Annotated in this window: 11 protein-coding genes; 8 read left to right on the forward strand and 3 right to left on the reverse strand. The window is 31.6% G+C overall.

Annotated elements, in window-relative coordinates; all coding sequences use genetic code 11:
* Positions 1 to 5 precede the first annotated feature (5 nt).
* The 3 genes from BUA99_RS06185 to BUA99_RS06195 form a co-directional block, all read right to left on the reverse strand.
* Positions 6 to 1,340 (reverse strand): MATE family efflux transporter, encoded by a 1,335-nt coding sequence (locus BUA99_RS06185; RefSeq protein ID WP_072989612.1) that lies wholly within the window; start codon positions 1,338 to 1,340, stop codon positions 6 to 8.
* Positions 1,341 to 2,396: a ferrochelatase gene (gene hemH, locus BUA99_RS06190; protein ID WP_072989615.1), complete on the reverse strand. Its 1,056-nt coding sequence runs from the start codon at positions 2,394 to 2,396 to the stop codon at positions 1,341 to 1,343.
* 98 nt (positions 2,397 to 2,494) lie between these two features.
* Positions 2,495 to 3,364 carry a helix-turn-helix domain-containing protein gene (locus tag BUA99_RS06195; protein ID WP_072989617.1) on the reverse strand — a complete coding sequence of 290 codons (870 nt, stop codon included), beginning with the start codon at positions 3,362 to 3,364 and terminating at the stop codon, positions 2,495 to 2,497.
* 962 nt (positions 3,365 to 4,326) lie between these two features.
* Here BUA99_RS06195 and hemA point away from each other — a divergent pair.
* From hemA to BUA99_RS06235, 8 genes are all read left to right on the forward strand, one after another.
* Complete coding sequence (gene hemA, locus BUA99_RS06200) at positions 4,327 to 5,583, forward strand: glutamyl-tRNA reductase (protein ID WP_072989620.1); 1,257 nt, start codon at positions 4,327 to 4,329, stop codon at positions 5,581 to 5,583.
* Positions 5,584 to 5,842: 259 nt separating this feature from the next.
* Positions 5,843 to 6,763 carry a hydroxymethylbilane synthase gene (gene hemC, locus BUA99_RS06205; RefSeq protein WP_072989623.1) on the forward strand — a complete coding sequence of 307 codons (921 nt, stop codon included), beginning with the start codon at positions 5,843 to 5,845 and terminating at the stop codon, positions 6,761 to 6,763.
* A gap of 12 nt (positions 6,764 to 6,775) precedes the next feature.
* On the forward strand, positions 6,776 to 8,518 hold the full coding sequence (locus BUA99_RS06210) for a TrkH family potassium uptake protein (protein WP_072989626.1): 1,743 nt from the start codon (positions 6,776 to 6,778) through the stop codon (positions 8,516 to 8,518).
* A 9-nt stretch (positions 8,519 to 8,527) separates the two neighbouring features.
* Positions 8,528 to 9,235: a potassium channel family protein gene (locus tag BUA99_RS06215; protein ID WP_072989629.1), complete on the forward strand. Its 708-nt coding sequence runs from the start codon at positions 8,528 to 8,530 to the stop codon at positions 9,233 to 9,235.
* A gap of 2 nt (positions 9,236 to 9,237) precedes the next feature.
* Complete coding sequence (locus tag BUA99_RS06220) at positions 9,238 to 9,894, forward strand: uroporphyrinogen-III synthase (RefSeq protein ID WP_072989632.1); 657 nt, start codon at positions 9,238 to 9,240, stop codon at positions 9,892 to 9,894.
* Between the two features lie 63 nt (positions 9,895 to 9,957).
* Complete coding sequence (gene hemE, locus BUA99_RS06225; protein ID WP_200778641.1) at positions 9,958 to 11,016, forward strand: uroporphyrinogen decarboxylase; 1,059 nt, start codon at positions 9,958 to 9,960, stop codon at positions 11,014 to 11,016.
* A 5-nt stretch (positions 11,017 to 11,021) separates the two neighbouring features.
* The gene (locus BUA99_RS06230; RefSeq protein ID WP_072989634.1) at positions 11,022 to 11,402 is read left to right on the forward strand and encodes a hypothetical protein; all 381 of its coding nucleotides are present in this window, start codon (positions 11,022 to 11,024) and stop codon (positions 11,400 to 11,402) included.
* 11 nt (positions 11,403 to 11,413) lie between these two features.
* The gene (locus tag BUA99_RS06235; RefSeq protein WP_072989637.1) at positions 11,414 to 13,075 is read left to right on the forward strand and encodes an RNA-binding domain-containing protein; all 1,662 of its coding nucleotides are present in this window, start codon (positions 11,414 to 11,416) and stop codon (positions 13,073 to 13,075) included.
* Positions 13,076 to 13,162: the final 87 nt, after the last annotated feature.

Consider the following 13,162-nt stretch of genomic DNA (forward strand, 5'->3'; position numbering starts at 1 on the left):
TTTGTCTAAATCAGTTTTGTAGTCATCTCTTTTTTTAGAAAATAACCAGTGAGTATTGTTGAAAGTACATCGGCAATTGGGAACGCAATCCACACTCCAAAAATACCTAAAAAATTTGGTAGAATTAATACTAATGGAATTAGGAAAAACCCTTGTTTGCTTAAAGTTAATAGTAATGCTTTTCGAGCTTTACCTGCTGCTTGAAAGTAAGCTGCACCAATAAGCTGAATGGCAATAATAGGTGAAGCTGCAAAAACCCAACGCAATGCTTCCGGTGTTTGCTCAATTATTAACACATCGGTAGTGAAAATGGCAGCTATAGGTTTTGCGAAAATTAAAATCACTACAAAAATAAGTGACGCTAAAATGGCTGCATATTTGATCGAAAGTTTGACCGTTTCTTTTACTCTTTCGTAATTTTCAGCACCGTAATTATATCCTGCAATAGGCAAAAATCCTTGTGTAATACCAAGTATAGGGAACAATGCAAACATTAACATTCTGCTAATTATTCCGTAAATGGCTACTGAGTGTTCCCCTCCATAAGTGTATAACGTATGATTTAGAATAATTGATAAAATAGCAACCACACCTTGTCTTGAAAAAGTAACAAAACTCAATGCGGAGATTTCTTTGACTATAGGAAATTGAAATTTGAAATGCTTTAGTTTAAGCTTCAATTCACTTTTAAAAACGAAAAACCAAAGTACAAATAAGAAACAAGTGAAATAAGATATGGCTGTTGCCATTGCAGCTCCTTCCATACCTAGGTTTAAATATTTTATAAAAAGAATGTCAAGTCCAATGTTGAAAAAAGCAGGAATAATCATCGCTGCCATAGCAAATTTAGGTTTGCCTTCTGCACGTATTACATTATTTCCCATCATGCACAAAGCAAGAAAAGGAACACTAACAATTATTGGAAAAAAAAACTCTTTGGCTGGTTGCATTATGGCACCTTTAGCCCCGAATAAAATAAGCATTTCATCGCTAAAAAAAAGTCCAATTATTACAAATATGGATGCCAATAAAAAGGTCATCATAATTTGGTTGCCAAAAGTAATTAATGCTTTCTCTTTATCACCGCTTCCTAGTGCACGAGAAAGCACTGATCCGCCGCCCACACCAATTGCCATTCCTAATGAAGAAATTAAAAAAGTAATAGGTAAAACTACGGTTACTGCGGCAATTGCTAGCGAACCTATCCACTGACCTACAAAGATAGTGTCGATTAAAATATTAACCGACATAAATAAGATACCAATAGAAGCTGGAACTGCTTGTTTAAATAAGAGTTTTTTAATGTCCTGAGTTCCTAACTCAGCAGCTGAAACAGCCATTTAGGCGGTTACGGTTTCAGTGGGTACATCAACTTTAGAAGAAACATTTGACCAATTAGTGATCCAATTACCAACGGTTGCACACCAATCATCTCTGTCATTTAAACATGGAATAGCTAAAAATTCTTCACCACCATTTTCTTTAAATTCGTGACCGGCTTCCATAGCGATTTCTTCTAATGTTTCTAAACAATCAGATACAAATGCAGGAGTTACAACAGCAAGTTTTTTAATTCCTTTTTTAGGCATTTTATTTACTTCTACGTCAGTGTAAGGAGTTAACCACTTGTCTCCTGCTAATCGTGATTGAAAGGTTTGGCTGTACTTTCCTTCTGGAATTCCTAGCAACTTAACAACTTGCTTGGTAGTTTCATAACATTGGTGACGGTAACAAAACTCATGTGCTGGTGATGGCGTATTACAACAAGATCCATCAATTTTACAATGTGATTTAGTTATATCCGTTTTACGAATATGACGCTCAGGAATACCATGATATGAAAATAATAAATGATCATAGTCATAACCTTGTAAATGACCTTTGATAGAATCAGCAAGATTTTGCAAATAATCAGGTTTGTTATAAAAAGCAGGAACTATTGTAAACTTCATTTCTGGGAAGTACTTTTTACGGTGCTCCTCTGCGAGTTCTAATATGGTTGTTGTAGAGGCCATAGCATGCTGGGGATACAATGGAAATAACAGCACTTCATTAACACCTTTATCATGTAATTCTTGAAGTCCAGACAATAATGATGGATTTCCATAACGCATTGCTAAGGATACAGGGACATCAACTAATTTCTGTACTTTTTCGTGCATCCTTTTAGAAATAACTACAAGCGGAGAACCTTCATCCCACCATATTTTTGCGTAAGCGGCGGCTGACTTTTTAGGTCTTGTTTGAAGGATTATTCCACGAACAAGCAAAGCACGTAACAAAAAAGGAACATCAATCACGTATTTGTCCATTAAGAATTCATCTAAATACGGTTTAACATCTTTGGGGGTTGGACTTTCTGGAGAACCTAAATTAACTAATAATACACCTTTCATCTTGTCTTGTTTTTCGTTTTGCAAAAGTACTTAAAGTTACGTTCTGCAAATTGAGATTAACTATTTTTTATTTATTGTCTAATATGCAAAAGCAATTTTTATTGCGTAATAGAATTTAATGCCATCAAATATTTTTTTGGCGTTGTTGCAAATTTCTTTTTAAAAGCTGCAATAAAGTGGCTACCGGTGCTATAGCCTATTTTTAATCCTACTTCATTTACATTATAGGATCCACTATCGAGTAGTTTTCGGGCAACATCCATTTTGTAATCAAATAGGAATCCATAAACGGTGTCTCCATAAATTTGTTTAAAACCCATTTTAAGTTTCTTCAAATTCAAACCTATTTCATCTGCTAATTCCTGCAAACCTGGTGGTTCAGCCATATTGGCTATTATAATCTCTTTAGCTTTTTTTATTTTCAAGACATTTTCTTCGTCTACTAAAAACGGACATTGTTCCGCATTAGGATCTTCATTTCGATTAAAAAATAGACTTAACAACTCATATCCTTTTCCTTTATAGTAAAGATTTTTTATTGATGGATTCAGGTTGTAATGAAACATTTGGTTTAACACAATCGCCATCGATGGGCTTATGTTACTCTCATTATAATATTTTTTGTCTTTATTTTCTTGACTCAAAAAAGGAATATATTCAGCATCATTTGTAAACAATCCATGAAATTTTCTAACCGATACAAATATTGATATTAACCATGATTTAGGCGCAATTTTGACATGTAAAGGCAATTCTTTTTCTGTATTATAAAACAATAATGCCTTTTCTTCTTGCAGGTTCATGATGTACGTACCCTGATTAAAAATATAATCCGCACTACCTTTTAAACCAAAATGAAACTGTATCAGGCCTAATTGCACAGGGCGCTTAAATTCGATAACTTCATCGGTATTGTTTTGAAAACGAATTAAAATGAAATCTTCGTCAATTTTTATTTCTTCCTCCATTGTTTCGATGTTCTACTTTTAACTTATTGAATGAACCTTTAAATAATTCCATGTAGTGTGCTTTTCAAAATTAAATCTTTTTGATGGTTATTTCTATAATTGGTCTGTAATTTATGTAATGTTTAATGATTGTAAGTTATTCTAAGCTAATTGTGAGCAAAATTTTTATTTTCACAACCTGTGTTTTGCGCGATTAACTTAACAATAATGTTAAGTTCATAATCAAGGTGCCATAAAGCCCGATGTATGATTTATTATTAGTGATTTGTAACAAAATTAATTTTTACCATTATAATGCGAACGTAAAGTGTATTAACTGTAATCACGATTAATATTTAATTTCTATTTTAACCCGTTGGGTGTAATTAGTTTTTGATGATGATTTTTCGTCAGTATGAGTATTTTTTGCTCCGTTATACTCCATAAAAAACACTCGAACTGACGTTTATAATAATTACGCCCAGCGGGTTGCTTTATAAATTTTGTTTAAAAACTAGTTTGACAAGAGTCAAATTTTCAGTTACATAAATGTTAAGTGGAGGGAAACGGCACTATTTACATTCATATTCCAAAATAATCTTAATAAATAAAAAAATTAATATGATAATTTTAAATCAATTTAAAAATATTTATTTCAAAGTAAAATGGATTATGAGGAAATATTGTCAATAAATATTTTAAATCGTTGAAGAAAATTAATTAGCTATTCTTCTATAACTTTGGTGAACTTTAAGCGATATTTTTAAATATACAAAATGGTTAATAGGAACTACCTTTATTTAGAATTAATCTACATAGGCAGTATATAAATGCTTGATAATGCTATAATATTTGCTATTATAGCTGTGCAAAGGGTGGTTTTTATTCAAAATATCGCTCAGCGATACAAAAAGCACTTACAGCGTTGTTTTTATAGAATAGATAACAATAATTTTGTAGAGCTTTTTTAAGAAAAGTATAATATGGAAAAATTCAACATGTCCAAGAATAGTAGTTTTTATGCTTTAGGTTTAAGTTACAAAAAAGCAGACGCTACTATCAGAGGAAAATTTAGTTTAGACGCCAAAGCCCAATCTATTTTATTGATACAAGCTGAAGCCGAAGGTATAGAATCGCTTATTGTTACTTCTACTTGTAACCGAACTGAAATTTACGGTTTTGCTAATCACCCTTATCAATTAATTAAATTACTCTGTGAGAATAGTAATGGTTCTGTAGAGGAATTTCAGGAAGTAGCTTATATTTATAAAAATCAGGAAGCCATCAATCATATGTTTCATGTAGGAACAGGATTAGATAGTCAAATATTAGGTGATTTTGAAATCATTAGCCAGATCAAAAATGCCTTTAATTTAAGTAAATCAAATGGTTTGATCAATACTTTTATGGATCGCCTAGTAAACTCGGTGATACAAGCCAGTAAAAAAATCAAAACGGATACTGAAATTTCTTCGGGTGCAACTTCTGTTTCATTTGCATCAGTTCAATATATAATTAAAAATGTTCCTGATATTACCAACAAAAATATTTTGCTTTTTGGTACTGGAAAAATTGGTAGAAATACTTGCGAAAATTTAGTTAAGCATACTAAACATGAGCAAATTACTTTAATCAATAGAACTAAAGATAAGGCTGAAAAACTAGCTGAAAAATTAAATCTAGTTGTAAAAGATTATGCTGATTTGCAGCTTGAATTACAAAACGCAGATGTATTAGTCGTTGCTACGGGAGCGCAAAACCCAACGGTTGATAAAGCAATACTTAATTTAAAAAAACCTTTATTAATTTTAGATTTATCAATTCCAAAAAATGTAAATGAAAACGTGACGGAAATTGAAGGAGTAACGCTTATTCACATGGATTATTTGTCTCAAATGACGGATGAAACATTAGAAAAACGAAAAAGACAAATTCCTGCAGCGGAAGCAATAATTGAAGAAATACAAGAAGAATTTGGAGTGTGGACAAGAGGACGTAAGTTCGCACCCACAATCAATGCTCTGAAAGCAAAGTTAAACGACATTAAAATGTCAGAACTTGATTTTCAAAGTAGAAAAATTTTAAATTTTAATGAAGAGCAAGCAGAAATTATCAGCAATAGAATAATCCAAAAAATAACAACTCATTTTGCAAACCATCTTAAAGATGAAAACACAATGGTTGACGAAAGTATTGAATGGATTGAAAAAGTATTTAAAATTGAAGCAATGGTTCGGTAAATTGGGTTTTACTTGATTTATAATATAACTCACTCAAGCTATTATTTTCTCAGAAAACAATAGCTGTTTTTGTTTTAGACCTAAGAAAACAAGCTGTGCTTTTGAAAGTCAGATTTTGAAAGTCAGATTTTGAAATTTTCAAACAATTGACCCCTTCAATATTTTTATTAAAGTAGATTTACTGTTGTAACTATTTTTAAATTGATGTTGAAAACTAATTTCTTTATTGTTAAAAAGCAGTATAGATTAAAAAATAATAATGGCAGATAAAATTATACGCATTGGAACTCGTGATAGTGAACTCGCACTTTGGCAGGCTCACACAGTAGAAAAAAAACTTAATGATTTAGGTTACAAAACTGAAATTACTGCTGTAAAATCACAAGGAGATATAATTCTAGACAAACCACTTTATGAATTAGGAATTACAGGAATTTTTACAAAAACATTAGATATTGCCATGATAAATGGTCAAGTAGATATTGCGGTGCATTCCATGAAAGATGTTCCTACCGCTTTACCTATAGGAATTGTACAAGCTGCAGTTTTAGAAAGAGCAAATACGCTAGATATTTTAGTTCATAAAGGAAATCTGGACTTTCTCGAGGGAGCGGGCACTATTGCAACGGGTAGTTTGCGCCGTCAAGCACAATGGCTTAATAAATACCCTACTCATAAAGTAGTCGATTTACGAGGGAATGTAAATACTAGAATGCAAAAATTGCAGGATAGCGACTGGAGCGGAGCCGTTTTTGCAGCAGCAGGACTGGAAAGAATCAATATAAAACCTTCTAATTTCATCAATTTAAACTGGATGGTTCCAGCACCAGCTCAAGGTGCTATGGTAATTGTTGCTATGGCAAATGATCCATATTGTAGAGATGCAGTATCTGAATTAAACGATATAGAAACAGAAGTTTGTACACATATTGAGAGACAATTTCTAAAAACATTAGAAGGAGGCTGTACCGCACCAATTGGAGCATTAGCAATATTCAAAGAAGATGAAATTGTTTTTCAAGGCGTTTTATTCTCTATTGATGGAAAAGAAAAATTAGAAGTCTATAAAATAGTTCCTTTAGGTGACTGGAAGAAATTAGGATTTAAAGCAGCTCAGGAAATTTTAGTAAATGGAGGAGTTCATCTAATGGAAGGCATTCGTAAAGATTTAAAAAAATAATTTTATTTCGTTATGAAGAAAGAATCAATTCTTAATTATCTCTATCGATTTATTGATATAATTGTTCTACTATTTATCGTTTTTGAATTTGGTTACGGTTTTGATGAAAATTATTATTCTCCACATATTGGTGGTCTACTTGCACTCACTTTTGGTCTTTTAGTTTTCAATTGCTTTAAATATTTTAATTACACTACTAAAGGAAATAAAAGAGTTATTCTGATCAACATAATTTTAATAGCTGTGCTATTGGGATTATGTGGAATAATTGCAATGTTAAATAGTAATTTTGACGGTGATTATATTACACAGAAAATAAAACCAGTGCTAAAGGGTGGCTTGATTTTTTATTTCCTTTTAAGATTAATGGTTTTTGTACGATACATTTATGATATCTATTTTAATCCAGCTATAGTTTTTGTTGGCAGTTTTATGATCTTAATTTTAATTGGTGGCTTTTTGTTGATGTTACCTAGCGCAACTGTAAATGGAATATCTTTTACAAATGCATTATTTACAGCTACTAGCGCAGTTTGTGTAACTGGTTTAACAGTAGTAGATACAGCAGCAGATTTTACAATTATAGGACAAACCATAATTATCGTTTTAATCCAACTAGGAGGAATAGGAATTTTGACCTTCACTTCTTTTTTTGCGTTTTTTTTTAGAGGTAGTACTTCCTTTAAAGAAGGTTTAAACACGCGAGATTTTATTGCACATGATGGTTTGAAAGATGTTTTTAGAGCCGCTTTGAATGTAGTAATTTTTACACTTGGGGTTGAATTAGTAGGTTCAGCTTTTATTTATACGTCGATAGTTGATAACCCAATTATTGAAAATGATTTTTATTTTTCAATGTTTCATTCTATTTCAGCATTCTGTAATGCAGGTTTTTCTACCATACCAGGTGGGATTATGCATGAAACAGTTAGTTTTAATTACTACTTACAATGGATTATCATGCTACTAATCATTTTAGGTGGACTAGGTCATAATATTGTTTTCAATTTTGTCCAATACCTGCGAAATTATATCGTTGAGTTGTTTTACAAAAAAAGAATTCATAGAAAAATTAGAATTATTACTGTAAACACTAAAATCGTAATTTATACAACTTTTATTCTGTTAGTAGGCGGCTTTATATTTCTTTACATTTCGGAATACAATAATACATTGTTAGAGCACAATACGATTTTTGGAAAAATAACTGCGGCAAGCTTTCATGCTGTTTCGCCTAGAACAGCGGGTTTTAGTACGGTTGATTATACATTAATGACTGTGCCATCATTGCTTTTTATTATTTTTTTAATGTGGATAGGTGGCTCACCAGCATCAACAGCAGGTGGTATAAAAACAAGTACTTTTGCATTAGCAACATTAAATATTTATACCCTTGCAAGAGGGAAAAGCAGAATTGAATTGTTTGGACGAAGGATATCATCAGAATCTACTTCGCGCGCTTTTGCTATTTTGTCAATTTCTTTAATCACAATTGGTATTTCGATTATGGCAATTTTAATTTTAGAACCAAAAGATACACCGATATTAACAGTTGCTTTTGAATGCTTTTCAGCCTACAGTACAGTTGGATTGAGTATGAATTTTACACACACCCTGACAGAGCCAAGCAAATATGTCTTAATTGCTTGCATGTTTATAGGTAGGATAGGAATGTTGAATTTAATGGTAGGTTTATTGCGAAGATTAAACCATCAGTTTTATGAATATCCTAAAGAAAATATATTAATTAACTAACTTGCCATCATGAAGATAATCGTATTTGGTTTAGGGAATTTCGGTATGTCGCTAGCGATCAGTCTTACCGAAACGGGAAATGAAGTTATAGGCGTTGACAGAAATATCGAAAAAGTAAATCTCGTGAAAGACAAAATTTCGCTTGCCATTGCAATGGATTCTACTAATGAACTTTCTTATGAAGCTTTACCTTTAAAAGATGCAGATAAAGTGGTAGTTGCTATTGGAGAAAATGAAGGTGCGGCGATTATTACCACAGCCATCATAAAGAAATTAAGTGATGTAAAAATCATAAGTCGAGCATTGTCTCCTATTCATGATACGGTTCTTGAAGCTATGGGAATCTATAGCATTGTACATCCAGAACAGGAATCAGCGGATCGATTAACGAAACAAATTAATTTTAAATCGACTCTCGAAAATTACCAATTAGATAATAACTACACTATTTCTGAGGTGAAAGCTAAACCTGAATTTTATGGTAAAACTTTAGCTGAACTAGATACAATTGATAAATATCGTTTGACTCTTATCACTATAATTCGCAAACGTGAAAAGAAAAATTTAATTGGAAAAAAATCAATTATTAAAGAGAGTATTGGTCGGCCTACGCCAAATACCATCATTCTAGAAAATGATATTTTAGTAGTTTACGGTTACAATAAAGATATAGAAACATATTGCTTAGGACAAGAAGAATACCAAATAAGACGTTAAAAATGATACAGATACTTTCTACTAAAATACTTTCTCACAATCAAAAGCAAGCTTTACTAAGTGCTAATTGCAATGTTATTGAAGTTGATTTTATTCAAACTAAAAGTCAGCCATTTCAATTAAATAAAATCAATAATAATTTAATTTTTACAAGTCAAAATGCAGTTCAAAGCTTTTTGCTAGATCCACAATCAGCCAATTTAAAATCAAAGAATGTGTTTTGTGTGGGTTTAAAAACAAAAATTATGCTTTCTGAAAGCGGATTTAATGTGGTTGCTTACACAGGTTATGCAGAAGATTTAGCCGAAATTATAACGCTAATTTATGCCAGTGAAAGCTATACTTTTTTTAGTGGAAACTTACGAAGAGAAACTTTGCCAAAAGCATTAAAAGAGGCTCATATAAAGTTTAATGAAATTCAAGTTTACGAAACTACACTGACACCTGAGAAAATTAAAACGGCTATTGATGCGATACTGTTTTTTAGTCCGTCAGGAATCGAGAGTTATTTGAAAGAAAATAAAATTAAAAACGAAACTTGTTTTTGTATTGGAACCACAACATCCAGCGCATTAAAAGGAATAACAAAAAATGTCATCATGGCAAATCAACCTACAATCGAAGACGTGATTGACGAAGTAATTGCAGAGTATAATTAAAATCCTCTAATTCACTAAAGCGCGAAATTTAGGAAAAAATAAAATAATTTAAAAAATAGTAAAATGAACGATAAAGATATGCATACGGCTGTTTCGGGGATTAAAAATGATCTATTTTTAAAAGCATTAAAAGGAGAAACAGTGCAACGTCCGCCGGTATGGATGATGCGTCAAGCGGGGAGATATTTACCTGAATTTATCGCATTACGTGATAAATATGATTTTTTTACCCGTTGTAGAACCCCTGAGATAGCTGCAGAAATTACAGTGCAACCTATTCGTAGAATTGCTCCTGATGCAGCAATTTTGTTCTCGGATATTTTGGTAGTTCCACAAGCAATGGGACTTGAGGTGATTATGAAAGAAAATTTTGGTCCTTTTGTGCCAAATCCTATTCGAACTATTCAAGATGTAGAGCGCGTATTTGTGCCAGACATTCACGAAACTTTAGGATATGTAATGGAAGCTATCAAAATAACTAAGGAAATGTTGAATGATGAGGTGCCATTAATAGGTTTTGCGGGTTCACCGTGGACAATCATGTGTTATGCAGTCGAGGGACAAGGGTCTAAAAGTTTTGATAAAGCCAAGGGATTTTGTTTTCAATATCCAGAAGCAGCTCACGTTTTATTACAAAAAATCACTGATACCACTATTTTATATTTAAAAGAAAAAGTAAAAGCAGGTGTCAATGCCGTTCAAGTCTTTGATTCTTGGGGTGGAATGTTATCGCCAGTTGACTATCAAGAATTTTCTTGGAAATATATTAATCAAATCATTGAAGCTCTAGCTGATGATGCGCCGGTTATTGTTTTTGGAAAAGGATGTTGGTTTGCTCTAGGGGAAATGGGCAAAAGTAGAGCTTCTGCTTTAGGAGTGGATTGGACTTGTTCGCCAAGAAACGCACGATATTTATCAGGTGGAAAAATTACTTTGCAAGGAAATTTTGACCCTTCACGATTATTGTCGCCAATTCCAGTGATCAAGAAAATGGTACACGAAATGATTGATGAGTTTGGAAAGGATAAATACATCGTAAACTTAGGTCACGGAATTTTACCAAATATCCCTGTAGATCACGCCAAAGCATTTATCGATGCAGTAAAAGAATACAATATATAGTTTAAATGTTAAACAAAGGATTAAAAGATAAAGAAAGCGAACGAATAGACAATGTGCTAAAGACTTTGCTTTCTTTTGTTTTTGTTCCAAAGTTTTGGAATAATGAAGATACAATTGTTATCGACAATCATTTAACTAATCTCGGTTTGACAACAGAAGTCATAATTACAAGTAGTCAAAATGAATTACTTGATTTATTACAGCGGTTAAAACTTGATTGGAGTCAGCAAGAACAATTTGCTGATTTTTTAATTGCTTTATCAAGAGAAAATCCATTTTGTTTAGTTGAAAAAGCAATTGCGATTTACGAGAATATTCAAACAGAAAGTAAGAGTTTTTCTTTCGGAATTTTTAATAAAATAGCTTTATCAAAAGCCAGTTTGTAATAAATAGCTAAATGACAGAAAAAGAATTACATAATTATCTCAAGGTAAACTATCCAATTGAAAATGAAAAATGCGAATGGAAAGAGTTTAAATCTTTAAAAAGTGCTGTTTCTGGCCGAGCAGGTGATGATGTTATTTCATATATTTCTGCAATAGCGAATATGCAAGGTGGAAATTTAATTATTGGTATTCAAGATAAAACTTATTTTATTGTAGGAATTCAAGAATTCGCAGATTATTCACTTGAAAATATTAAGTTCAGGATTACAGGTAATTGCCCAAATTTGAATTCAGATATTTTTAAAGTTGAAGAAATTATTTCATCCGATACTAATAAAACTGTTTGGATATTTCATATTCCTAAACATCAATTTAGATTACCCGTTTATGCACATAAAAAAACTTGGCAGAGAATAGATGACAATTTGGTTGAAATGACCAAAGCGAGATTGGATGCAATATTGACCCAAGTTCAAGTAAATGAAGATTGGTCTAAAGTTATTATTGAAGAAGCAAATATTCATGATTTAGATGAAATCGCAATTGCAAAAGCGAGAATAGAGTTTAAAAAAAGAAACCCTAAATATATTGATGAAGTTGATAATTGGAATAATGTCGATTTTTTAAATAAGGCTAAGATTACCATAAAAGGTAAAATTACTAGAACGGCCTTAATACTTTTAGGAAAAGATGAAGCAGAGCATTTTTTAGATTCTTCTGTTAAAATCAGATGGAATTTAAAAACAATATACAATCAAGATAAAGATTTTGAGATCTTTTCGATTCCTTTTTTATTATCTGTAGACGAGGTCTACAAAAAAATTAGAAATCTAAAATATCGTTATTTGCGCGACGGAACCTTATTTCCAGATGAATTATTACGTTACGAACCTTTTAGTATTAGAGAGTCTTTAAATAATGCTATTGCACATCAAGATTATGCCAAAGGAGCTAGGATAAATGTCGTTGAATTTGAAGATGATCATTTGGTTTTTTCTAATTATGGTTCTTTTTTACCAAAATCAGTAGAAGATGTAGTGTTAAATGATACTCCAGAGGAAGTATATCGCAATCCATTCTTGGTTGAAGCCATGAAAAATCTTGATATGATTGAAACTCAAGGAGGAGGTATTAGGAAAGTATTTAATTTTCAAAAACAGCGTTTTTTTCCATTGCCTGATTATAACTTTGAAGACAATAAAGTAAAAGTAACCATTACAGGGAAAATTTTAGACGAAAATTTTGCTAAGATTATTATCCAGAACGCTAATTTAGGTTTAGATGAAATAATTTTACTAGATAAAGTTCAGAAACAGAGGGAAATTTCGGAGGATGAATTCAAGCATCTAAAGAAATTAAAATATATAGAAGGTAGAAGGCCAAATATATATTTATCTTTTAATATTGTAGGTTCAACCAATGATGAAAACCTACAGGCGGAATATTTAGCTAATCGTAGTTTTGATGACTCTCATTTTAAGGGAATGATTTTGGAATGCCTTAAAAAGTGGGGAAAAACAAAACGTGATAAGATTGATAATCTTATTATTCCTAAATTATCAGCAGCTCTTTCGGAAGAAAAGAAAAAGAATAAAGTAACAAATTATCTTTCAGCATTAAGAATAGATGGTAAAATTATAAATACACCTGGTTACTATTGGGAAATTGTTTAAACACTTTTAAACACTTTTAAACACTTTTTTAAACACTTTTAAATAGTTTCAGCTTGTTAAACGCTTACATTTTTGAATAAATAATAC

Source organism: Flavobacterium segetis (assembly GCF_900129575.1).
GTDB lineage: Bacteria > Bacteroidota > Bacteroidia > Flavobacteriales > Flavobacteriaceae > Flavobacterium > Flavobacterium segetis.

Bases quoted from the DNA above. Each gene is read 5' to 3' on its own strand.
- hemC (WP_072989623.1), top strand. From the start codon at position 5,843: ATGGCAGATAAAATTATACGCATTGGAACTCGTGATAGTGAACTCGCA.
- hemE (WP_200778641.1), top strand. From the start codon at position 9,958: ATGAACGATAAAGATATGCATACGGCTGTTTCGGGGATTAAAAATGAT.
- BUA99_RS06210 (WP_072989626.1), top strand. From the start codon at position 6,776: ATGAAGAAAGAATCAATTCTTAATTATCTCTATCGATTTATTGATATA.
- hemA (WP_072989620.1), top strand. From the start codon at position 4,327: ATGGAAAAATTCAACATGTCCAAGAATAGTAGTTTTTATGCTTTAGGT.
- BUA99_RS06185 (WP_072989612.1), bottom strand. From the start codon at position 1,340: ATGGCTGTTTCAGCTGCTGAGTTAGGAACTCAGGACATTAAAAAACTC.
- hemH (WP_072989615.1), bottom strand. From the start codon at position 2,396: ATGAAAGGTGTATTATTAGTTAATTTAGGTTCTCCAGAAAGTCCAACC.
- BUA99_RS06195 (WP_072989617.1), bottom strand. From the start codon at position 3,364: ATGGAGGAAGAAATAAAAATTGACGAAGATTTCATTTTAATTCGTTTT.
- BUA99_RS06235 (WP_072989637.1), top strand. From the start codon at position 11,414: ATGACAGAAAAAGAATTACATAATTATCTCAAGGTAAACTATCCAATT.
- BUA99_RS06230 (WP_072989634.1), top strand. From the start codon at position 11,022: ATGTTAAACAAAGGATTAAAAGATAAAGAAAGCGAACGAATAGACAAT.
- BUA99_RS06220 (WP_072989632.1), top strand. From the start codon at position 9,238: ATGATACAGATACTTTCTACTAAAATACTTTCTCACAATCAAAAGCAA.
- BUA99_RS06215 (WP_072989629.1), top strand. From the start codon at position 8,528: ATGAAGATAATCGTATTTGGTTTAGGGAATTTCGGTATGTCGCTAGCG.